The sequence below is a fragment of the Streptacidiphilus monticola genome, from assembly GCF_042658505.1.
GTDB classification, from domain to species: Bacteria; Actinomycetota; Actinomycetes; order Streptomycetales; family Streptomycetaceae; genus Streptacidiphilus; species Streptacidiphilus monticola.
In genome coordinates, this window is sequence record NZ_JBHSQJ010000012.1 from 4,018 (window position 1) to 25,610 (window position 21,593).

Genomic DNA, 21,593 nt, shown 5'->3' on the forward strand with positions numbered 1-21,593 from the left:
CGCGTGCGCGGCGCGGTGGCCGCGGACGTGCTCAAAGACACTGCAGTCACGTAATGCGTCCTGTTCTGGAGGGAATTCAGACAATGGCAGGGTGAGGGCAGCCCGGCGTGGAGCCCAGCGGCGGGGCGCGCGGGCGGTCCGTCTGTCAGGCGGGCCGGACGCACGCGACCTGTCGCCGGTCCCCAGTGACCGACTGCCTCAGCATCGTAGCCCGCAGCAGACCGGGGTTCCGGGGCGCGGCGGGCCTTGCGCCGAGGCAGCACCCCTGAGCGGGGTGGCAGCTTGGTGCAGTGCTCAGTGTGCCGTGACGACCGCCCACACCACCAGTGCACCGACAGAGGAAACCTCGACCATTGCCCCGAGCACGTCCCCGGTGATGCCTCCGAAACGCCGGACGCAGTGCGCGAGCAGCGCGGTTGCGGCCGCCAGTCCGACCACGGTGGCGGCCATCGCGCCCACGGCGCAACCGAGTTGACGGGTCGCCAGCCAGCCCGCGGCACCGAGCAGGCCCGTGGCGAGGAGCGCGCTCGCGGCCCCGAAGCGCCCGCGGACCGTCCCGGCGACCATGGCTCCGAGCCCGTCCGGGCGGGCGGAGGGGGTGCCCACGGCGCAGCCGCGCAGCAGCGCGGTGCGTCCGGCGGTGGCCGCGATCAGCCCGGCGCAGGCGCCGGCTGCGGTGGAGGATTCGAAGGCCCTTTGCAGGGCGGCGACTTGACCCAGAAGAGTGAGCAGCAGCACGAGCACGCCGAAGGGCCCGATGTCGGAGGCCTTCATGATCTTGAGCGCGGTGGCTGGCGGCTTGTTGCTGCCCAGTCCGTCGGCGACGTCGGCCAACCCGTCCAGGTGCAGGCCGCGCGTGAGCGCGGCGAGCACCGCGACCACCGCGACCGCGGCGAGCAGCGGCCCGGCCTTGAGCACGGCGAACGCGGCGCCGACGCCTCCGGCGATCGCGCCGAGCACCAGCCCCACGACGGGCGCGCTCACCATCGCCGCCCCGGCGGTGGGCCGATCCCACCGGGTCACCCGCACCGGCAGGACCGACAGCGTCCCGAACGCGAACCTCAGCCCCGCCGCCGCCCTCAGCGCCCTCCCTCGCTCTCCCGCTGCGGGCCAGAAACAAGCCCCGCCACCCCAGCCGCCTCGGCGCCGCCCGCCCGGGCCTGCGGCCCGGCGGAGGCGGGCCCGGTCTCGGCATCCGTCTCGGCCTGCCGGCCGGTCGCTTGCGCCTGTGGAGTGGTGGGGTGGTCGGTGCCTGCTGCCGCGGGTCCGGCGCTGTCCGCCTGGGCCTGCGGCCCGGCGGAGGCGGGCCCGGTCTCGGCATCCGTCTCGGCCTGCCGGCCGGTCGCTTGCGCCTGTGGAGTGGTGGGGTGGTCGGTGCCTGCTGCCGCGGGTCCGGCGCTGTCCGCCTGGGCCTGCGGCCCGGCGGAGGCGGGCCCGGTCTCGGCATCCGTCTCGGCCTGCCGGCCGGTCGCTTGCGCCTGTGGAGTGGTGGGGTGGTCGGTGCCTGCTGCCGCGGGTCCGGCGCTGTCCGCCTGGGCCTGCGGCCCGGCGGGGGCGGGCCCGGACTCCGCGTCCGTGGTCGTTGGGGCCTGCGGCCCAGGGGAGTCGGTCGCCGACTCGGCCGCTCCCGGGGGCGCGGGCTCAGGCCCCGCGTGGGAGGCTGCGGCGTTGGGGCCTTCGGGAGTTGACGGGGCGTCAGCGGGCAGGGGGGTTTCCGGGGACGGACTCTCCTCCGGCGCGGGGAGCGCAAGCTCGGCCAGCAGGGAGGCCGCCGCGCGGACCAGCGGGAGCGCCAGCAGCGCGCCCGAGCCCGCCGCCGTGGCGAGGCCCTGGGACTGGAGCGGGGTCAGGCTCATCCGCTCGTACGCCTTCGTCTGGGCCGGCTCGCCCGTGGCCTGGCCCGCGCGCCACCACTCCGGGGCGCGGAACGCGATCCGCTGCGCGACCAGCGCGCAGGCCGCCGACACGACGCCGTCCAGCAGCACGGGCAGCCGCCGCTGCGCGGCCTGCAGCAGGAAGCCCGTCATCGCCGCGAAGTCCGCGCCGCCGACCGCCGCCAGCAGGTCGATCTGGTCGGCCAGCACGGGGCGCGCACGCCGGAGCGAGTCGCGGATGGTGGCGCACTTGACCATCCACACGCGGTCGTCGATCCCGGAGCCCCGCCCCGTCACCGCGGCCGCGTCCGTGCCGCACAGCGCGCCGATGAGCACGGCTGCGACCGTCGTCGAGCCCACGCCGAGGTCGCCGAGCACGACCAGGTCCGTGCCCGAGTCCGCCTCCTCGTCCGCGAGCGCGATACCCGCGCGGAAGGCCTGCTCGGCCTCCTCCCGGGTCAGCGCGTTCTCGACGTCGATCCGGCCCGAGCCCCGGCGCACCCGGTACCGGCTGACCTCCGCCGGGAAGGCGTCCGGGTCGGCGTCGACCGCCAGGTCCACCACCCTTACCGGGACGCCGAACTGACGGGCCAGCACATTCACCGGCGCGGCGCCGTCGAGGACCTCGCGCACCCGGCGCGCCGTGGTCCCGGCGGGCAGCGCCGAGACGCCGAGCCGGGCGACGCCGTGGTCCCCGGCGAAGACCACCACCTTGGCGCGGTCCAGCGGCCGGGTCGGCGTCTGCGCCTGCACGGCGGCCAGCCACCCGGCCAGCTCCTGCACCTGCCCGAAGGCCCCGCGGGCGTAACCGAGCGCGCCGATCCGCTCCTCCGCGGCCAGCCGGTACTCGTCGTCGGGGCGCGCCACCAGCGCGGACAGTTCGTCGAGGTCGAAGGTGCTCACGCCGGTGAACGTTACCGCCCCGCCTCGTCGAGCCGCAGCGCCCGTCCGGCGACCACCAGCAGCACCTCGTCGGAGACGGAGGCCACGGCGGCGTTGAGCCGCCCGAGTTCGTCCCGGAACCGGCGCCCGGACGCGGTCGCCGGGACCACGCCGCTGCCCACCTCGTTGCTGACGCCGACCACCCGGCGCGGGGCGTCGCGCCACGCCGCGACCAGGGCGGACACCCGCTCCCGCAGCGCGGCCTCGCCGGTGGTCCGCCAGGTGTCGTCGTCCCAGGCCCCGACCTCGTCCATGGAGTAGGTGAGCCAGAGCGCGAGGCAGTCGACCAGCAGCGGGCCACCGGGGGCGGAGAGGAGGGGGACCAGGTCGCACGTCTCCTCGGTGCGCCAGTGGGCCGGACGGCGCTCCCGGTGCAGGGCGACTCGCCGGGCCCAGTCGGCGTCGCCGTCCCGAGTGCCGCCGGTGGCAACGTAGGTGACGGACCGTGAGCTCGCCAGCAGCCGCTCCGCGTGGTGCGACTTGCCCGAACGGGCCCCGCCGAGCAGCAGGGTCCGCTGCGCGGGGCGTGGGCGCACCCCGAACTCCACGCCGAGGCGGCGTACGCCGGAGGGGGTCCGTTCCGAGAAGATCCGCATCGCACCATTGTCGCGGCCCTGGAACTGGGTAGGGTGCGCGGGAGCGGTCGACGACGACGGGAGGACTCCGAGATGGTGTGGACGTGGCGCTTCGAGAAGGCCGACGGCTCTGTGCTGACCGCCCCGGAGGGGCTGGAGGAGTTCCCGACCCAGGGCGACGCGGAGACCTGGATCGGCGAGACGTGGAAGGACCTCCTCGCCGAGGGCGTCGACCAGGTCGTCCTCCTCGAGGACGGCCAGAAGATCTACGGCCCCATGAGCCTCCACCCCACCGACCAGTAGCTGCCCCCGTAGGGCCCTTAGGGGCGCGGGGAACCGCGCGAGTAAACCCCACTACCCGGGGAGGTCCGGCCCGCTGCAGGGGCGAACCTCCCCAGGCGGTGGGCTGGTCGCGCAGTTCCCCGCGCCCCTGAAGGGCTACCGCGACTTGGGCTGGTTCTCCGCTGTCCGGGAGGGGTCCGTCTCGGCCACCGGTGCCAGGATCGTGTCGATCTGCTTGAGCAGCTCCGCGTCCAGCTTCACCCCCGCCGCCTTCACGTTCTCGTGGACCTGCTCGGGGCGCGACGCCCCGATGATCGCCGCGGAGACGTTCGGGTTCTGCAGCACCCACGCCACCGCCAGCTGAGCCAGCGTCAGACCCGCGTCCGCCGCCAGCGGCTTGAGCAGCTGCACCCGCTCCAGCACGTCGTCCCGGATCCAGCGGGAGATCATGTTGGCGCCGCCCTTGTCGTCCGTGGCGCGCGAGCCCTCGGGCAGGGGCTGTCCCGGCAGGTACTTGCCGGTGAGCACGCCCTGCGCGATCGGGGACCAGACGATCTGCCCGATGCCCAGCTCCTCGCAGGTCGGCACGACCTCGCCCTCGATGACCCGCCACAGCGCGCTGTACTGGGGCTGGGACGAGACCAGCTGGATCTTGAGCTCGCGCGCCAGCGCGTGGCCCGCGCGGATCTGGTCCGCCGTCCACTCGGAGACGCCGATGTAGTGGGCCTTGCCGCTGTGGACCACGTCGGCGAAGGCCTCCATGGTCTCCTCGAGCGGCGTCTGGTGGTCGAAGCGGTGGGCCTGGTAGAGGTCCACGTAGTCGGTCTGCAGCCGCTGCAGCGAGCCGTTGATCGACTCCATGATGTGCTTGCGGCTCAGGCCGGTGTCGTTCCTGCCGGGGCCGGTCGGCCAGTAGACCTTCGTGAAGATCTCCAGGCCCTCGCGGCGCTGACCCTTCAGCGCGCGGCCGAGCACCGACTCGGCCCGGGTGCCGGCGTAGACGTCCGCCGTGTCGAAGGTGGTGATGCCGGCGTCCAGGGCGGCGTTGACGCACGCGGTGGCGGCGTCCTCCTCCACCTGGGAGCCGTGGGTGAGCCAGTTGCCGTAGGCGATCTCACTGATGACCAGGCCGCTGCGGCCGAGATGACGAAACTCCATGATCCGCACCCTAACCCCGGCCGGGGAGTGCTCCGCTCAGGCCTTCACGCCGATCACATGCAGCAGCGCGGCCACGCCCCGGTACGGGTCGGCCGCGCCCGCGCGCTCCTCCACGGCGAGCAGCTCAGGCAGGTCGGGCGGCAGCGGGGCGTCGTCGGGCACGGTGTCGCAGAAGACCCGGACGCCGAACCAGCTGCGCAGCGGGACCTGAAGCTCCGTCAGGGTCCGTGCCAGATCGGCCAGTCGGTCCGCCCGGGTCGGCAGGCCGAGCCGGTTGGTGTAGTGGACGCCGTCGAAGGCGGCCAGTGCGGCCGTCCAGTCGCCGGTCAGGGCTGGGCGCATGGCCAGCGCGTCGGCGTTGCGGCAGAGCACGGAAAGCAGCCCGCCGGGGCCCAGCACCCGGGCCAGCGAGGCGAGCAGCGGCTCGGGGTCCTCCAGGTACATCAGCACGCCGTGGCAGAGCACGGCGTCGAAGCTGCCCGGGCCGAACCACCGGCCGCAGTCGGCGCCGTCGCCCGCGTGCAGCGTGATCCGGCTCTGCACCTGCGGCGGCTCCACGGCGACCGCGGCGCGGGCGGCGGCCAGGGTCACGGGGTCGGGGTCGATCCCGGTGACGGCGTGCCCGGCCCGGGCCAGCCGCAGCGCTTGGGTGCCCTGGCCGCAGCCGACGTCGAGCACCCGCAGCGGCCGGTCGTCGCCGAAGTGTTCCGCTAGCTGGGCGGCCAGTTGACGGCCCACCAGCTCCTGCCGGACGACGTTGCGCAGGCTGTGCTGCTTGGCCAGCCACGCCTGGGCGCCGCCGGCGAAGCCGCCGACGGCGGACGCCGCCTCCCGCTGCACGGGGAGGCGCATGGTCGCGTCCTCCAGCGCCGGCCGGGCCGGCAGCGGAGTGTGCGAGTAGCCCGGATACGCCGGGACGCCGTCCGTGTCGATCAGGGCTTCTGCCCCCGCTTGACCACCGGCTTCGGCAGCCGCAGCCGGCGCATCTGCATGGAGCGCATGATGGCGTAGCCGATCGCGCCCTTCGTGTTCTGGTTCGGGAAGCGCTCGCGCAGCTGCTTGCGCAGCACCAGGCCGAGCCAGGTGGTCTGCAGGATGATGATCACCATCGACAGCGGCCACAGCAGCACGGAGATCCGGGCCAGGCTGGGGATCACGCTGAGCACCAGGATGACCAGCAGGATCGGCAGGAAGAACTCGAAGGCCGTCCAGCGCGAGTCCACGAAGTCACGGGCGAAGCGGCGCACGGGGCCCTGGTCGCGGGCGGGCAGGTCGCGCTCGTTGCCCTGGCCGCGCAGGGCCAGCATCTGCCGCTCGCGCGCGGTGCGGGCCGCGTCGCGGTTGGAGCGGGCCTGCTCCTTGCGGTCCTTGGGCACGTACGCGCGGCCGCGGCGGGCCGCCTGGGCCTCGCTGCGCTTGGGCGTCGGGCGGCCCTTGGGCGCCTCGGCAGGGCGGAGCGACTCGGTGACGTCCTCGTTCTTCTCGAGGGTCACGGCGTCGGCGGGGGCATCCTGGGAGCTACGTCGGAACACATGCCCAAGACTACGTGGTGCGCAGGTGTCTTCCCTAGTCCCGGCGGGTATACCGGGGCTTCGGAACCCCTCGGGATCATCTCCACCGTACGGATGAGGTTCCCGGGCGACCGGCTGTAGCAGGCTTGTTGCAGCCCGGAGCGCTGCGCCGAAAGCACTGCGCGCCGTAGTGTTGGCATGACGAGAACCGGCAGGTCGGAGAAGGGGGCGCGCGAGGCCCATGAGCGACGGAATCATGAAGCGGATGGGAATGATCTTCCGCGCCAAGGCCAACAAGGCCTTGGATCGCGCGGAGGACCCGCGCGAGACGCTGGACTACTCGTACCAGAAGCAGCTGGAACTGCTGCAGAAGGTGCGTCGGGGTGTGGCGGACGTCGCGACCTCCCGCAAGCGTCTCGAGCTGCAGCTCACCCAGCTGCAGCAGCAGTCGGCGAAGCTCGAGGAGCAGGGCCGCAAGGCGCTCTCCCTCGGCCGCGAGGACCTCGCCCGTGAGGCGCTGACCCGCCGCTCCGGGCTGCAGACGCAGATCCAGGACCTGGAGGTCCAGTACCAGCAGCTGCAGGGCGAGGAGGAGAAGCTCACGCTGGCCTCCCAGCGGCTGCAGGCCAAGGTGGACGCCTTCCGCACGAAGAAGGAGACCATCAAGGCCCAGTACAGCGCGGCGCAGGCGCAGACCCAGATCGCCGAGTCCTTCTCCGGCATTTCGGAGGAGATGGGCGACGTCGGCCTGGCCATCCAGCGGGCCGAGGACAAGACCGCCCAGCTGCAGGCGCGTGCGGGCGCGATCGACGAGCTGCTCGCCTCCGGCGCGCTGGACGACCCGTCCGGCATGCGCAAGGACGACATCTCCGCCGAGCTGGACCGCCTGTCGGCGGGCAACGACGTGGAGCTGGAGCTGGCCCGGATGAAGGCCGAGCTGACCGGCGGCAGTGCCCCGCAGACCCCGGCCATCGAGCAGGGGCAGGGGCAGCAGGCGCCGCAGGACAAGTCGCCCTTCGACAAGTAGGGAGCGGTTGGATGATCGTTCGGATCATGGGCGAGGGGCAGTTCGACGTCCCGGACAGCCTGGTGGACCGCCTGAACGAGTTGGACAACGCGGTCCTCGCCGCGCTCGATTCGGGCGACGAGACCGAGTTCCGCACCAGCCTGGACGCCCTCCTGGCTGCGGTGCGGGCCGGCGGGAAGGCCGTCCCGGCGGACTACCTCGGCCCCTCGGACGCCACGCTCCCCTTCGAGTCGGCCACGGTCGACGAGGTCAAGGCCCTCCTCCACGAAGACGGTCTCATTCCGGGCTGACGGCAACCGCCTTCAGGGGCGCGAGGATCCCCCGCCCGAAGGGTGAAGGATCCTCGCGCCCCTGACGGTGTCCCCGCTTGCCTTACGGCAGGGCGAGCATCTGGTCGAGGGCCGCCTTGGCGTACTTCGCCGTGTCCGGGTCCACCGTGATGACGTTGGGCACGCGGCCGGCGACCAGCTCCTCCAGCGCCCACACCAGATGGGGCAGGTCGATGCGGTTCATCGTGGAGCAGAAGCACACCGTCCGGTCCAGGAAGACGATCTCCTTGTCCGGGTGCGCCTTGGCCAGTCGGCGGACCAGGTTCAGCTCGGTCCCGACGGCCCACTTGGAGCCGGGCTCGGCCGCGTCCAGGGCCTTGATGATGTACTCGGTCGAGCCGACCATGTCGGCCGCCTCCACCACCTCGTGCTTGCACTCCGGGTGGACCAGCACGGTCACGCCGGGGATGCGCTCGCGGACCTCGTTCACCGAGTCCAGGTTGAAGCGCCCGTGCACCGAGCAGTGGCCGCGCCACAGGATCATCTTGGCGTCGCGGATCTGATCGGCCGTCAGGCCGCCGTTGGGCTTGTGCGGGTTGTAGACGACGCAGTCGTCCAGGCTCAGGCCCATGTCCCGCACCGCGGTGTTGCGGCCGAGGTGCTGGTCCGGCAGGAAGAGCACCTTCTCGCCCTGCTCGAAGGCCCATTCCAGCGCCCGCTTGGCGTTGCTGGAGGTGCAGATGGTGCCGCCGTGGCGGCCGGTGAAGGCCTTGATGTCGGCGGAGGAGTTCATGTAGGCGACGGGCACGACCGTGTCCGCGACGCCCGCGTCCGTCAGCACGTCCCAGCACTCGGCGACCTGCTCGGCGGTGGCCATGTCGGCCATCGAGCAGCCCGCGGCCAGGTCGGGGAGGACGACCTGCTGACGGTCGGTGGTGAGGATGTCCGCGCTCTCGGCCATGAAGTGCACGCCGCAGAAGACGATGTACTCGGCCTGCGGGCGGGACTCGGCGTCGCGGGCCAGCTTGAAGGAGTCGCCGGTGACATCGGCGAACTGGATGACCTCGTCGCGCTGGTAGTGGTGACCCAGGATGAAGACGCGGTCGCCGAGCTGCTCCTTCGCCGCCCGGGCGCGGGCGACCAGGTCCGGGTCGGAGGCCGGAGGCAGGTCACCGGGGCAGTCGACACCTCGCTCGCTCTGCGGGTCGGCCTCGCGGCCGAGCAGCAGGAGCGCCAGCGGCGTTGCGGACGGCTCGTTGAAGGTGGTGGTCACGGGCGTGTGCCCTTCTGTCCGGCGGGGCTGAGGGAACTCCGCCTTATCGTCTACCTGACGCGATCTATGATAACCCGCGCGGTCGCATCCGAATCGGGGGCGTCCAGGTGGCGGTCGTCACGATCGATCGCGAAGCTCGTGGGGAGCGAGGAGAGGGTACGCGGGGATGACGGATCAGTCGAACGGTGTCGCGGACGGCGCGCTCCGCAACACGGCGCGCGCCATGCGGCCGCGGGACCGGACGGAGCACCACCGGGTGTCCACCCCGCTCGAGCTCTTCTTCGACCTCTGCTTCGTGGTCGCTGTCGCCCAGGCCGGTTCGCAGTTGGCGCACGCCCTGACGGAGCGTCACTTCGGCCACGGCATCGAGGCCTACTTCATCGTCTTCTTCGCCATCTGGTGGGCGTGGATGAACTTCACCTGGTTCGCCTCCGCCTACGACACCGACGACGTGCCCTACCGGCTGGCCACCCTGGTCCAGATCGCGGGCGCGCTGGTGCTGGCGGCAGGCGTGCCGCGGGCGTTCGACCAGGAGGACTTCAAGGTCTGCGTCTGGGGCTATGTGATCATGCGCATCGCCCTGGTCACCCAGTGGGTGCGGGCGGCCCTCGGCAGCGAGGGGGCGGCGAAGCGGATGGCGCTGCGCTACGCGGCGGGAATCGTCGTCGTGCAGGTGTGGTGGGTGCTGTGGGTCTACCTGGTGCCGCAGCACGACCGCACCTGGACGTTCCTGCTGGGCGCGGCGGCCGACATCGCGGTCCCGCTGCTCGCGGAGCGGGGGACGCAGAGCGCCTGGCACCCGCACCACATCAGCGAGCGCTACGGGCTGTTCACGCTGATCGTGCTCGGCGAGACGGTGTCCGCGGCGACCATCGCGGTGCAGTCGGCGGTCGACGAGCACCAGGCGCTGGGCGAACTGCTGCCCATCGCCGTGGGCGGATTGCTGATCTGCTTCTCCGCCTGGTGGATCTACTTCGCCCGGCCGGTGGCGCACGCGCTGCGGCAGAACCGGCAGGCCTTCCTGTGGGGCTACGGCCACTACGTCGTCTTCGCCGCGGCGGCCGCCATCGGGGCCGGCCTGGAGGTGGCCGTCGAGCAGGCCGTCGGCAAGGCCCACGAACTGTCGCACCGGGAGGGCGCGTTGGCGGTCACCGTGCCCACCGCCCTGTTCCTGCTCGTGATCTGGGCGCTGCACGTGCGGATGATGGGCAAGACCCGCCTCCAGCTCGCGGTCTACCCGGTGGCGACGGCCGGTGTGCTGCTGGTGCCGACCGTGCTGTGGGCCGGAGTCGTCTGCGCGGCGGCGGTGGCGGCCGGTCTGCTCCTGGACCGCCGGCCGGGGATGCCTAGGCTGAGCACGTGACGAACGATCATCCGGTGCCGCTGGACGGCGTGGACCGCCGCATCCTCGAACTGCTGGGCAAGGACGGCCGGGCCTCCTACGCCGAGATCGGGCTGCTGGTGAACCTGTCCGCGACCGCGGTCAAGCGCCGGGTGGACCGGCTGCGCGAGCGCGGTGTGGTGCGCGGCTTCACGGTCGTCCTGGACCAGGGCGCGCTGCACTGGGAGACGGAGGCCTTCGTCGAGGTCTTCTGCCGCGAGCGCACCTCTCCGGAGGAGATCCTCTCCTCGCTGCGGCAGTTCCCCGAGGTGGTCGCGGCCTGGACGATCACCGGCGACGCCGACGCCCTGGTGCACCTGCGCGCGTCGGACACCCGGCACCTGGAGACCGTCATCGAGCGCATCCGCCGCGAGCGCGGGGTGCAGCGCAGCCGCAGCAGCGTGGTCCTCAGTCGCCTGATCGGCTGAGCGAGCTGACGCAGGATCAGTGCGCGGAGACGCGTGATCACGCTTGTTTCCTGCGCGGCGGGCAGGGTTTGGACATGCCCGGTGGGGCTGCCGCTGCCTAGGGTTTCAGCAGACCCGCAGCACCACCGGAAGGACCTCCCGTGACGACCCCCGATCGCATGCACCAGTACGACGCGCGCACGGTCGACCTGGTCTTCGACTACATGCGGGAGCGCCTGCAGTACAACCCCGTGCCGCTCGACCACCCCGGTGACGGCGAGCACCTGCGGGGCGTCCTGGAGGGGCTGCTGAACGAGCGCGGAAACGATCCCGCGGACGTCCTCAAGCTCTACGACCACGAGCTGTCCCGGGCCGTCATCTCCGCCGACAGCCCGCGCTACCTGTCGTTCATCCCCTGCGCCCCCACCAAGACCGCGCTCCTGTTCGACATGGTCGTCTCCTGCGCCTCGCTCCAGGGCATCTCCTGGCTGGAGGCCGCCGGCGCGATCGCCGCGGAGAACCAGGTGCTGCGTCTGATCGCCGACCGGGCCGGCCTGCCGGAGACGGCAGGCGGCTGCTTCGTCTCCGGCGGCTCCGCGGGCAACCTCTCCGCGCTCGTCGTCGCCCGTGACACCGCCCGCCACCGCCGCGGCCTGGACGGCCGGGCCCGGCTGCGGGTCGCGGTCAGCGACCAGACCCACTCGTCGGTCACCAACACGCTGAACATCATCGGCGTGGAGAAGTTCGTCGTCCCGACGACGGACCACCGGCTCACCGGCGAGGCGCTGCGCGCGGCCATCGAGGCGGACGGCGACCCGGGCTCGATCATCGCGGTGGTGGGCACCGCCGGCACGACCAACGCCGGCATCGTGGACGACCTCGCCGGCATCGCCCAGGTCGCCCACGACTACGACCTCTGGTTCCACGTCGACGGCGCCTACGGCGGCGCCGGCCTGTTCGCGCCCTCGGTGCGGGCGAAGTACGACGGCATCGAGCACGCCGACTCCTTCGTCGTGGACCCGCACAAGTGGCTCTTCGCGCCGTTCGACTGCGCCGCCCTGATCTACCGTCAGCCCGCGCTCGCCCGGGCGGTCCACACGCAGGACGCGTCCTATCTGGACGTGCTGCACATCGGCAGCGACGAGTGGAACCCGACCGACTACGCCTACCACCTCACGCGCCGGGCGCGCGGCCTGCCGCTCTGGTTCTCCCTGGCGGTCCACGGCACGCAGGCGTACACCGACGCCATCGAGGCGGGGCTGACGCTGGCGCGGGACACGGCGGCGCTGATCCGGGACGAGTACGAGGACCTGGAGCTGATCCGCGAGCCCGAGCTGTCCAGCGTGGTCTTCCGGCGGAAGGGCTGGGCGCAGAAGGACTACTACGACTGGTCGCAGCGGCTGCTGGCCGAGCAGATCGGTTTCGTCACGCCCACCGGCTGGGAGGGCGAGGTCGTCGCCCGCTTCGCGTTCCTCCACCCCGGCACGACCATGGCCATGGTCCGCGAGATTCTCGACACGATGCGCTAGCCCCCTCCCCCGTCAGGGGCGCGAGGATCCCCCACCCTCCCCCAGCCTTCGGCCGGGGGTGCCCCCACGGCGGGAGGTGCCCCCACCGCGAGCAACACACCACCCACGGAGGTTCGACCCCATGTGCGGGGCAGACCTCCGTGCGTGGTGTGTTGCTCGCGGTGGGGGCACCTCCCGCCGTGGGGGCACCCCCGGCCGAAGGCTGGGGGAGGGTGGGGGATCCTCGCGCCCCTCAAAGGAAGGTGCAACTACAGGAAGGCACTTGACGGAAGGTAGGGCGCCGGAGGGCGCATGCCGCGGAGGGCGACGTAGCCGCTCGGGGTGACCGTCAGGCCGGCCGCCAGGCCGACGTCCAGGGCCCAGTCCTGTTCCGCCGTCAGATTGCGCAGCTCCGCCGGGACTCCGGGCGGGATCCGGGCCAGCGCAGTGCTCAGCAGGCGGCCCGCCAGCCGCTGCGACGTCGCCGCGAGCAGGGTGATCCGGCCGCCCTGCCGGTAGCAGTAGCCGCTGCCCGCGAGCGTGTCGACGACCAGCAGCTCGTCGTACATCCGCAGCATCACCGCGTGGTCCGGGCCGTGCGCGGCACCCCGCGTGGCGCGGTCCACGGAGTCGAGCAGGGCCAGGTGCGAGGCGTCCCCGAGGTGCACGGGTATGCCGCCGTGGTCGGGGAGCAGCGTCGGGTCCACCGGGCCGGTCAGGTCCATCGCCGGATGCAGCCGGAAGCCCGCGGCGTGGTAGCGGCGGGCGGCGCGCGGGTCCGAGGTGGAGCAGACGACGCCGCGCAGGCAGGACGTGCCGTAGGCGCGGGCGTGGTCCAGCAGCGTGCGGCCGACGCCCTTGCCCTGGGCCTCCGGCACCACCGCGAGCAGGGAGAGCCCCCACAGCCCCTCGCGGCGTAACGCCAGCACCGCGCCCACGGCCCGGTCCTCGTCCTCGGCGAGCCAGCAGCCGCCCGGGTCGGTCGCGGCGAGGTGCCGGGTCCGGATCTCGGACCGGGCCCGGGCCTCCGCGGCCTGCGCGGACCCGGGCGCAGGGGCGGCCCTGCCCTCGGCCGCCCACAGGCCGGCGAAGGCCGCGCGGGCGATCTCGGCCACCGTGCGGGCGTCTGCGGCGGAGTCGTGCAGCGGGCGCAGGATCATGGCCACCATCCTGGGGGAACCCGGCCCGGCTGTGCGAGCATGGAGCAGTACGTGAAGGCCCCGGAATAAGTCGGGGACACCGCCGGTTTCCGCCGGTGGAAGTACGTCGTCAACACCGGGAGTATGCAGATGACCGTCCAGGACGAGATCTCTGTCGAGAGCGGGATCATCCTCACCGATGCCGCTGCGGCCAAGGTCAAGAGCCTGCTGGAGCAGGAGGGCCGCGAGGACCTGGCGCTGCGTGTCGCCGTGCAGCCCGGCGGCTGCTCCGGCCTCCGCTACCAGCTGTTCTTCGACGAGCGTTCGCTCGACGGCGACGTCGTGGCCGACTTCAACGGCGTGAGCGTCGTCACCGACCGGATGAGCGCCCCGTACCTGGCCGGCGCCACGGTGGACTTCGTCGACACCATCGAGAAGCAGGGCTTCACCATCGACAACCCCAACGCCACCGGCTCCTGCGCCTGCGGCGACTCCTTCAGCTGAGCAGCAGCCTGAGCTGACGCACCCGGGCCCCCGACCGCAGCAGCGGCGGGGGCCCGGGCTCTTCGCGGAGGGCTCGCGGAAGGCTCACTGCGACGGCGCGGGGCCGTGCGTCACCCTGCCGGTCGCCGGGTGCGCCAGCGGCACCGTGTGCCCGTCCGAGGTGTCCACCACCCGGCGCTGGTCCAGTGGGGAGGCCAGGTCCGTGGAGACGGACTGGAACTTGGCCAGCGCCGGGCAGATCTGTCCGGGCGAGGCGGACTGGGTCACCACGATGGTGACCAGCACCTTGCCTGCCTGGCTCTCGTCGGCCCGGAGTCCGTACTTGTCGCAGATCCCGGCCGCGAAGTCGACGGTGAGCTTGAGGCCGTCGGTGCTGTAGCCCGAGGCCCGGACGCCGGAGGGGGAGCCCGGCTGGGTGGACGTGGTGAGCGTCGGCAGCGGCCCCGTGGGCGTCGGGCTCATGCTGACGGTCGTCGAACCCGCTGACGAGGACTGGCCGTTGGCCGTCGTCGAGCCGCAGGCGCTGAGGCCCAGCGCCGTCAGTGCCACGACCGTGCCGAGTGCGACGAGCCCGCCGCGGGTCCTGCTGCTGGTGTCCACTTCACTGCCTCCCGAACGACGTTCCCATGGGGCTGAACGACGATGGGACGTGGAGGATGCGCCACCGGTTCCCGTGCCGGCGAGGATCCGTCAATCCCCGTACTCGGAGGACTCCCTGACGAGGGATGCCGTCCTGGCGCTCACCTTGAACCCGGGGAAGCCCGGATGGCGCTTCGGCCGCGGCTCGGGCTTCTCGCCCGCCCCCGGCAGCGGCCAGAACAGCCGCATGCGCCGCCCGCTGTCGAGCAGCTCCCCGAGGGTGTCCGGGTCGGCCTCGCCCCGAAGGTAGGAGGGGAAGTGAACGGGACTGCGGCTGGGCATCATGACGGGCTCCAGGGCTTCACAGACGTGAATGCTGCTCCTGTGCCGACAGTAGGCCCGGCGTCCGGCGTGATCCAGACCTACGCGGAGGTAATCATCCGTGCGCCGGTACCGTGGAGGGTCAGCTCTTCCGCTTTCCGTTCCTAGGAGCCCGCCGCCGTGCGCATCGCTGTCACCGGCTCGATCGCCACCGACCACCTGATGACCTTCCCGGGCCGCTTCGCCGAGCAGTTCGTCGCCGACCAGCTGCACACGGTGTCGCTGTCCTTCCTGGTGGACACGCTGGACGTGCGCCGCGGCGGCGTCGCGCCCAACATCTGCTTCGGCATGGGTCTGCTGGGCCTGCGCCCGGTGCTGGTCGGCGCGGCGGGCGCGGACTTCGCGGAGTACCGGTCCTGGCTGGACCGCCACGGTGTGGACACCACGAGCGTGCACATCTCCGAGACCCGGCACACGGCCCGCTTCGTGTGCACGACGGACCAGGACCACAACCAGATCGCGTCGTTCTACACCGGCGCGATGAGCGAGGCCCGGAACATCGAACTGCTGCCCATCGCCCAGCGGGTGGAGGGCCTGGACCTGGTGCTGATCGGGGCCGACGACCCCGAGGCGATGATCCGCCACACGGAGGAGTGCCGGGAGCGCGGCTACGCCTTCGCGGCCGACCCCAGCCAGCAGCTGGCCCGCCTCGACGGCGAGGACATCCGCACCCTGATCGACGGCGCCGCCTACCTGTTCTCGAACGAGTACGAGAAGGCGCTGATCGAGACGAAGACGGGCTGGAGCGAGGCGGAGATCCTCGACCGGGTGGGCGTCCGGATCACCACGCTGGGCGCGAAGGGCGCCCGGGTGGACCGCAAGGGCGAGCCGCCGGTGATCGTGCCCGTGCCCCAGGAGAAGGCCAAGGTCGACCCCACGGGCGTCGGCGACGCCTTCCGGGCCGGCTTCCTGGCCGGCGTCAGCTGGGACCTCTCGCTGGAGCGGGCGGCGCAGATCGGTTCCATGCTGGCCACCCTCGTCATCGAGACCCTGGGCACCCAGGAGTACGAACTGAGGCGGGGTCACTTCCTCGAGCGCTTCGAAGCGGCATACGGCCCCGAAGCCGCCTCGGAGGTCAAGGCACACGTGTAGCCCCCTTGGGGGCGCGAGGATCCCCCACCCTCCCCCAGCCTTCGGCCGGGGGTGCCCCCACCGCGTCCAGCCCACCACCCACGGAGGTCCGACCCCATGTGCGGGACGGACCTCCCCGGTTGGTGTGTTGCTCCCGCCCCTGTCGGGGCTGGTGCCTAGAGGATTCGGCAGCGGCCCGGGGTGAAGTCGATGTGCATGGGGCGGACGGCCAGTCGTTGACCGGGGGCGACGGCCTTGAGGGGTTCCCCGTCCGGCGCCACGCGCCAACTGCGGCGGCCCAGGTTGCGCAGCACCACCTGCCCCGGCCGGCCCGGGTGGCGTTCCACGCGGGCGATCACCTCGGGCGTGCCGCGGTCGCCCGTGGTGTGACGGGTCGTCACCTCCGAGCGCTCCGCGAGGACCAGGGTCCCGCCGGGACCTTCGAGCAGCGGGGGCACCGGCAGCGGAAGCCGGCAGGCCCAGCAGGGGCGGCCGCGGACGTCCGGGTCGTGGAAGACCTCCGCAGTGCAGTGCGGGCAGGCCGAGACGCAGTCGCCCAGCCGCTGCAGCGTCCGGCGCCACACGCCTTCGGTCACCCGGCCCTGGAGGCTGGCGTCGCGCAGGCCCACGGTGAAGGCCTGGGTGAACACCTGCTGCAGGAACCGCGGGTAGACCTCCCACCACACCAGCATCCGATCGCCGGGGACCGGCCGGTTGGCCGCGTCCCGCGGGTCGAAGACGAACAGCGGGCTGCGCCCGAAGTGCTCCAGCAGCAGCTCGTGTTCGGCCAGGTTGCCGCCGCTCTCCCAGGTGTAGGCCGAGTCCACCTTCACGCCGAGCAGCGGGTGGCCGTGGACCAGGATGTAGAAGAGCAGCACCGCCAGCGAGTGCAGGTCGGTGACCGTGGACGGCAGCGCCTCGTCGCGCAGGATCTCGGGCGCCATGAAGCGGCCCGTCCCCTTGACGAAGACCTCGCCGCCGTCCGTGCCCACGTTGTCGTTGTCCATGATCGCGACCTCGGCCGCGATGGGGTCCACGCACACGTTGCCGAAGCTGAAGTCGCGGTAGCACAGGCCCGCCGAGTGCAGCGCGGCCATCGCCGCGACGAGTTCCTGGCAGATGGCCGTCAGTACGCGGAAGGACGGCTGCTGACGCTCGTTCAGCACCATCGGGATCGGCAGGAAGCGCGGCTCCACCAGGCGCATCAGGTAGCCGAAGCCCGCCGACTGCTCCGACTCCACCAGGTCGATCGGCCAGACGAAGGCCGGGTGCGGGGCGCGGCCGCGCGCGACCAGGTCGGTGATGCAGGCGCGGAACTGGGCCGTGCGGGGCCCCGGCCGGAACCACTTCACCGCGAAGGACGACTCGCCCAGGCGGACCCGGTGCACCACGCCCTGGCCGCCCTCGCCCAGGCGCTGCTCCACGGTCAGCGGGGTGCCGGTCCGGGCCAGGCGCAGCTGCTGGCCGGGTCGGATCAGCGGGTCCACGGGCGGCCTCCCTCGTGCAGCAGCAGGCCGATGCTGGTGTCGTCGCCGCTGCCCGCGCCCGAGGCGCACAGCTGCGCCCAGAGCGGCAACTGCTCGGCGAACCAGGCAGGTTCGCACTCGGCGGCGAAGGCCGCCAGGTCGGCGCCGACCTGCGGCTGCCAGTGCTCCTCGGTCTGCGCGTTGCCGTAGCCGTCCGTGGCCAGCAGCACCAGCGCCACCTCCTCCTCGCGCAGGTCCACCAGGCCCAGCCGGGCCGAGTCCACCGCGTCCGGCTGGCACAGGCTGGTCGTGCGGCGGCCGTCCAGCAGGGCGTCCCCCGGGACGGGGGAGCGGGCGCTGCCGTCCGGGCGGACCAACAGGGCGTCCCCGTCGCCCAGTTGCAGGCAGAGCAGCCACGGCGGGGCCACTGCGGCCAGCAGCAGGGTCGAGCCGTAGGGCACGGTGGACCCGGCGTCCCCGTCCGCGATGGACGCCAACTCCTCGGCGGAGTACGGCTGCTGGGCCAGATGCCCGGCCACGGCCGCCCGCCAGTGCTCGACCACCAGGCGCGGCAGCTCCGGCACCGGGCCGGCGGCCAGCCGCCGCACCTGGGTGCAGGCGGCGTCGACCGCCAGCAGCGCCCCCGCCTCGCTGCGGAAGTGCTGCTCGTGCCCGTGCCCGTCGGCCAGGGCGACCGCCTGGACGCCCCCGGCCGCGGCCGTGCGCACGGCGTCCTGGTTGGGGCGGCCGCGGGCGGCGTGGGCGGCGCCACGGGCGGTGGCGGTGAGCAGATGCCAGCTCATCAGATGATGGTGTCCTCCCCGAAGACGGTGTCGGCGATCCCGCCCTTGCCGAAGATGGTGTCCGCGAGCGCCCGCCGGTCCGCGCCGGCCTCGGACATGCGGGACACCGCGAGCGAGGCCACCACCAGCCGGTCCGCGATGTCGGTGGTGCTGTCGGCCACCAGCACCGGCACCGACGGGTCGCCGATGAAGCGGTTGAGCGACTCCGACTGCGCGTCCCGGCCGATGGCGATGGACAGCCGCAGCGCGCCCTTGCCCGCCGGGACGCTCATCAGAGTGTTCAGCCCCTGCTCGAACTGGCCCGGCGGATCGGTGGCCAGCCCGTCGGTGATCAGCAGCAGCGCCGGACGCAGCGCCCGCCGCTCGATCCGTCCCGGCGCCAGCGCCTCGGCGACCAGCCGGAAGGCGGGGGCCATGTTGGTCAGCCCCCGCTCCACCGGCTCCAGCGGACGCCAGCGCAGGTCCACCACCGGGGTGGGGTCCGGGATGTGCCAGAACGCCTCGGTGGCGAAGGCGACCGCACGGACGAAGACCTGCGCCTGCTCCTGCCCCCGGTCCCAGGCGGCCAGGCCCGCCAGCATGTCCGCGATGGCGTAGTTGAGGGCCTGGATCTTCTCGCCCTTCATGCCGCCCGAGCAGTCGGCGAGCAGGATCAGGTGGAGCGGGCGGCGGGAGATGCCGCCGCCCGGCATCCGGATGGTGGGGGTGTCCGGCGTCGTCATGACAGCGAGTGCGGCGAGGCGTTGTCGAGGAACCAGGTGTGCACGCTGGCCGAGGACTGGCCCGGCGCGCCCTCCGCCGAGAAGAAGGCCAGCTGGCTCGGCATCGTCCAGACGTACTTGGCCATGGTCTTGCCGGTGCTCGGGTCCTTGACCATGGTGCACTCCTCGATCTGCCCGCTCGCCTTCGGCAGGCCCACCGCGTCGTTCCACCAGGTGGTCCGGCCGTCGTGGCTGCTGGTCGAGGGCGGGCACTTGCCCTCGGCGCCCGAACTGTCGAAGCCCAGCCACTTGTTGTAGTTGGCCCAGGAGGTCTCGTAGTCCGCCTTGCTGTCGAACTTGTAGCCCCAGACGTTGCCGTTCGGCAGCGAGGTGTCGGTGCAGCTGGTGTGGTCGATCAGCCCGACGAAGTGCTGGTCCTTGTTGACCGTGAAGTCGCCGCACTCGGTGACCGGGTCGTCGATGCTGCGCGGCAGCAGGTCCGTGAGCGGGTGCGTGCCGTCGGCCAGCAGCGAGGACGTGGGCGAGTCGGTGGGGGAGGGGCTGTCGGTCGGGGAGTCTGTCGGCGAAGCGGAGGCCGAGTCCGACGGCGACGGGCTGGGCGACCCGGTCAGCGTGACCGTCGGCTTCGGCGAGGCGCTGAACGGCGGCAGCTTGGCCGCCCCCGCGATGGCGAAGTACGCCAGCAACGCGAAGGCCACCGCGGCGCCGCCGATGATCAGGCCCACCGGACGCTTGCGCTGCGGTGCGCCCGCGGGGTACCCGGGCGGGTAGCCGTAGCCCTGCTGCGGGTACCCGTAGGCCGGCCCGCCGGGCATCGAACTGCCGTACGCCGGAGGCTGGTTGGGCGGCAGCGAGGAGCCGTAGCCGCCCTGCGGCATCGGCGGCCCGAAGCCGGCCGGCGGCTGGTTCGGCGGCGGCGCCACGGCCGGACCAGGGGCCGGGGTGGACGGCGGCCCGAACCCCGGCTGCGGCTGCGCCGCCTGCTGCTGCGGGTCGGGCTGCGGCACGGTCGGGGCCGGGGGTGGAGCCCCGACGGCGGTGGGCGCGTCCGGGTTCACCGGCTGCTGCGGCACCCGGACGGTGTCCGCCTGGTGCAGCCCGGCCGGCGGCGCGGGCGGCGGGTTGTGGCCCAGCGCCTGCGCGAAGGCCGCGGTGGCCCAGCGGGCCGCCACCGGGTCCAGCGCGCGCCGCTCCGCGAGCGTACGGGCCGTCAGGTCCACGGCGGTGCCGATGTCCAGACGCTGGCCCTCGACGGCCTCGCGCAGCTGCGCGGCCGTCTCCGCCTCGGCGGCGACCACGAGCAGGCTGCGCTCGCGCGGGTGGTCCGGCAGCAGATCCGTGAGGATGTTGCCGAGCATCTGGGCATTGCCGAGGACGGCCTCGCCGTAGGCCTGTATCGCCCCGGCGAGAGCCTGCCGGACCTCGGCGTCCGGGTGCTGTGCGGGCTGGTTCATCCCTGGATCCCCTTCGAACTGACTCGCTGTCACATCACGTCGTGGTGCTGACCTGGAACTGGACGGTGCCCCCGAGCTCCGTCAGCGCCGGGCCGGTGTAGAGCTGTGCGGTCCAGGCTCCGGCGGGCAGGGCGGCCAGCCGGAGTTCGGACGCCTGGATCGGATAGGCGAAGCAGCCGTCCTCGCGGTCCGCCGTGCCCTGCGGCAGCACGCCCACGCGGTCCGCCAGGTCGCTGCCGTCCGGCAGCCGGATCCCGAGCGCCAGGTCCTCGCCGGTGCGCAGACCGGTGTAGCGCACGCCCACCCAGATCCGGTCCGCCGTACCGGGCGCCGCGCCCCCCGCGCAGGCCGAGGCGGCGTCGGGCCCGGTGCCGACGCCCGCCATGTGTTCGACGCCGCTCCGCTCGACCAGGACCGAGGAGCGGTAGGGCCGCCCCGCCCTCGCCGCGGCGAGCAGCGGCAGCGCCTGGTCGGCGCCGCGCAGCCGCCAGGAGACGTCCGCGCCTTCGCCGGTGACCTCCATGCTGGGCACCCCGATCAGCAGCCCGGCGGCGTCCACGGCCGCGCCACCGGAGTTGCCGTGGGCGACGCGGGCGGTCGTCTCCAACTCGAAGCGCTCGCCCGGCACATGGTGCAGCGGGTCGGGAACGAAGGTGGACAGCACGCCGGTGGTGAGCGTGATCGACTCCGACTCGGACACCCCCGGAAAGCCCAGGACGGTCAGCGGCTGCCCGAGCTTGAGCGCGGCGGTGCTCCCGATCCGGAGCGACGGGAGCGACAGTGACGCCGGATCGACGGGCCGGCCGGCCGCGTCCGCGTAGATCCGCACGACGGCCAGGTCGCGGTAGCCGTCCACCGCGACCGGCTTGGCCCGGTACTTGGCGACGGCGGGGGAGGACTGACCGGACGTCAACTCCACGGTCAGGTACGTCGGATCCTCCGGCAGCGTGCTCCCGGGCGCGCCCAGCGCCACCGCCTGCCCGGGCGCCTGCGGCTGCGCCACATGGGCGTTGGTGAGGATCAGCCCGTGCGGGTCGACGACCGTTCCGGAACCCCAGCCGGAGGAACTGCCGGGGGAGCCCAGCAGCAGCCGCACCGTGGCCGCCTGCGCGAGCGCCAGCGGATCGGCTGGACCGGCGGCGCGCGGGGAGGGGGACGTGGTGGCTCTGGCCGCGGGCTTCGGGCTGGACGACGCCGGCCGGAGCAGGGCTCCCGCGGTCGCCCCGGCGACCAGCACGGCGACGACGGCTCCGGCCAGCGCCCGGCG

The 21,593-nt window shown here is 73.0% G+C and carries 21 protein-coding genes and 2 pseudogenes; 8 read left to right on the plus strand and 15 right to left on the minus strand.

The window, feature by feature from the left end:
- Positions 1-294 precede the first annotated feature (294 nt).
- The 3 genes and pseudogenes from ACFP3V_RS04040 to cobU all read right to left on the minus strand — a co-directional run.
- A complete protein-coding gene (locus ACFP3V_RS04040) occupies positions 295-1,083 on the minus strand; it encodes an adenosylcobinamide-GDP ribazoletransferase (RefSeq protein ID WP_380579903.1) in 789 nt (262 codons plus the stop codon).
- A gap of 575 nt (positions 1,084-1,658) precedes the next feature.
- Positions 1,659-2,777, minus strand: a pseudogene (cobT, locus tag ACFP3V_RS04045) (nicotinate-nucleotide--dimethylbenzimidazole phosphoribosyltransferase); the annotation flags it as partial.
- A gap of 11 nt (positions 2,778-2,788) precedes the next feature.
- A pseudogene (cobU, locus tag ACFP3V_RS04050) lies at positions 2,789-3,346 on the minus strand (bifunctional adenosylcobinamide kinase/adenosylcobinamide-phosphate guanylyltransferase); the annotation flags it as partial.
- 138 nt (positions 3,347-3,484) lie between these two features.
- Here cobU and ACFP3V_RS04055 point away from each other — a divergent pair.
- Positions 3,485-3,694, plus strand: coding sequence for a hypothetical protein (locus tag ACFP3V_RS04055; protein WP_380579753.1), 210 nt, complete (start codon positions 3,485-3,487; stop codon positions 3,692-3,694).
- A gap of 135 nt (positions 3,695-3,829) precedes the next feature.
- Here the strand turns inward: ACFP3V_RS04055 and ACFP3V_RS04060 are convergent, their stop codons facing one another.
- From ACFP3V_RS04060 to ACFP3V_RS04070, 3 genes are all read right to left on the minus strand, one after another.
- Entirely contained in the window at positions 3,830-4,831 is a 1,002-nt protein-coding gene (locus ACFP3V_RS04060; RefSeq protein WP_380579755.1) for an aldo/keto reductase family protein, read from the minus strand.
- A gap of 36 nt (positions 4,832-4,867) precedes the next feature.
- Complete coding sequence (locus ACFP3V_RS04065) at positions 4,868-5,569, minus strand: class I SAM-dependent methyltransferase (protein WP_380579905.1); 702 nt, start codon at positions 5,567-5,569, stop codon at positions 4,868-4,870.
- 194 nt (positions 5,570-5,763) lie between these two features.
- Entirely contained in the window at positions 5,764-6,363 is a 600-nt protein-coding gene (locus ACFP3V_RS04070; protein ID WP_380579757.1) for a DUF3043 domain-containing protein, read from the minus strand.
- 235 nt (positions 6,364-6,598) lie between these two features.
- Between ACFP3V_RS04070 and ACFP3V_RS04075 the strand changes: the two genes are divergently transcribed.
- Both ACFP3V_RS04075 and pspAA read left to right on the plus strand, forming a co-directional pair.
- Positions 6,599-7,369, plus strand: a complete 771-nt coding sequence (locus tag ACFP3V_RS04075; protein ID WP_380579907.1) for a PspA/IM30 family protein — start codon at positions 6,599-6,601, stop codon at positions 7,367-7,369.
- An 11-nt stretch (positions 7,370-7,380) separates the two neighbouring features.
- A complete protein-coding gene (pspAA, locus tag ACFP3V_RS04080) occupies positions 7,381-7,659 on the plus strand; it encodes a PspA-associated protein PspAA (protein WP_380579759.1) in 279 nt (92 codons plus the stop codon).
- A gap of 82 nt (positions 7,660-7,741) precedes the next feature.
- Here pspAA and nadA read toward each other — a convergent pair whose 3' ends face one another.
- Positions 7,742-8,911 carry a quinolinate synthase NadA gene (nadA, locus tag ACFP3V_RS04085; protein WP_380579761.1) on the minus strand — a complete coding sequence of 390 codons (1,170 nt, stop codon included), beginning with the start codon at positions 8,909-8,911 and terminating at the stop codon, positions 7,742-7,744.
- A gap of 166 nt (positions 8,912-9,077) precedes the next feature.
- Between nadA and ACFP3V_RS04090 the strand changes: the two genes are divergently transcribed.
- The 3 genes from ACFP3V_RS04090 (at position 9,078) to ACFP3V_RS04100 (ending at position 12,228) form a co-directional block, all read left to right on the plus strand.
- Complete coding sequence (locus ACFP3V_RS04090) at positions 9,078-10,274, plus strand: low temperature requirement protein A (RefSeq protein ID WP_380579763.1); 1,197 nt, start codon at positions 9,078-9,080, stop codon at positions 10,272-10,274.
- Positions 10,271-10,720 (plus strand): Lrp/AsnC family transcriptional regulator, encoded by a 450-nt coding sequence (locus ACFP3V_RS04095; RefSeq protein ID WP_380579765.1) that lies wholly within the window; start codon positions 10,271-10,273, stop codon positions 10,718-10,720. The genes ACFP3V_RS04090 and ACFP3V_RS04095 overlap by 4 nt, the downstream gene beginning before the upstream one ends.
- A gap of 140 nt (positions 10,721-10,860) precedes the next feature.
- Entirely contained in the window at positions 10,861-12,228 is a 1,368-nt protein-coding gene (locus ACFP3V_RS04100; protein ID WP_380579767.1) for a pyridoxal phosphate-dependent decarboxylase family protein, read from the plus strand.
- Between the two features lie 248 nt (positions 12,229-12,476).
- On the opposite strand, the gene ACFP3V_RS04105 is transcribed toward ACFP3V_RS04100, so the two are convergent.
- On the minus strand, positions 12,477-13,367 hold the full coding sequence (locus ACFP3V_RS04105; protein WP_380579769.1) for a GNAT family N-acetyltransferase: 891 nt from the start codon (positions 13,365-13,367) through the stop codon (positions 12,477-12,479).
- Positions 13,368-13,496: 129 nt separating this feature from the next.
- Between ACFP3V_RS04105 and erpA the strand changes: the two genes are divergently transcribed.
- The gene (gene erpA, locus ACFP3V_RS04110; protein ID WP_380579771.1) at positions 13,497-13,850 is read left to right on the plus strand and encodes an iron-sulfur cluster insertion protein ErpA; all 354 of its coding nucleotides are present in this window, start codon (positions 13,497-13,499) and stop codon (positions 13,848-13,850) included.
- 84 nt (positions 13,851-13,934) lie between these two features.
- Here erpA and ACFP3V_RS04115 read toward each other — a convergent pair whose 3' ends face one another.
- On the minus strand, positions 13,935-14,450 hold the full coding sequence (locus ACFP3V_RS04115) for a hypothetical protein (protein ID WP_380579773.1): 516 nt from the start codon (positions 14,448-14,450) through the stop codon (positions 13,935-13,937).
- A gap of 90 nt (positions 14,451-14,540) precedes the next feature.
- Positions 14,541-14,774 (minus strand): hypothetical protein, encoded by a 234-nt coding sequence (locus tag ACFP3V_RS04120; protein ID WP_380579775.1) that lies wholly within the window; start codon positions 14,772-14,774, stop codon positions 14,541-14,543.
- Positions 14,775-14,930: 156 nt separating this feature from the next.
- Here ACFP3V_RS04120 and ACFP3V_RS04125 point away from each other — a divergent pair, with 156 nt between their 5' ends.
- Positions 14,931-15,902, plus strand: coding sequence for a carbohydrate kinase family protein (locus ACFP3V_RS04125; RefSeq protein ID WP_380579777.1), 972 nt, complete (start codon positions 14,931-14,933; stop codon positions 15,900-15,902).
- 155 nt (positions 15,903-16,057) lie between these two features.
- On the opposite strand, the gene ACFP3V_RS04130 is transcribed toward ACFP3V_RS04125, so the two are convergent.
- From ACFP3V_RS04130 to ACFP3V_RS04150, 5 genes are all read right to left on the minus strand, one after another.
- A complete protein-coding gene (locus ACFP3V_RS04130; RefSeq protein WP_380579779.1) occupies positions 16,058-17,368 on the minus strand; it encodes a protein kinase domain-containing protein in 1,311 nt (436 codons plus the stop codon).
- Positions 17,356-18,150: a protein phosphatase 2C domain-containing protein gene (locus ACFP3V_RS04135; protein ID WP_380579781.1), complete on the minus strand. Its 795-nt coding sequence runs from the start codon at positions 18,148-18,150 to the stop codon at positions 17,356-17,358. Before ACFP3V_RS04135 ends, ACFP3V_RS04130 begins: the two co-directional genes overlap by 13 nt.
- Entirely contained in the window at positions 18,150-18,872 is a 723-nt protein-coding gene (locus tag ACFP3V_RS04140; RefSeq protein ID WP_380579782.1) for a vWA domain-containing protein, read from the minus strand. The genes ACFP3V_RS04135 and ACFP3V_RS04140 overlap by 1 nt, the downstream gene beginning before the upstream one ends.
- Positions 18,869-20,326, minus strand: a complete 1,458-nt coding sequence (locus tag ACFP3V_RS04145) for a hypothetical protein (protein WP_380579784.1) — start codon at positions 20,324-20,326, stop codon at positions 18,869-18,871. The genes ACFP3V_RS04140 and ACFP3V_RS04145 overlap by 4 nt, the downstream gene beginning before the upstream one ends.
- Positions 20,327-20,360: 34 nt before the next feature.
- Positions 20,361-21,593, minus strand: a 1,233-nt coding sequence (locus tag ACFP3V_RS04150) for a S1 family peptidase (RefSeq protein WP_380579786.1), incomplete at its 5' end; no start/stop codon positions are given.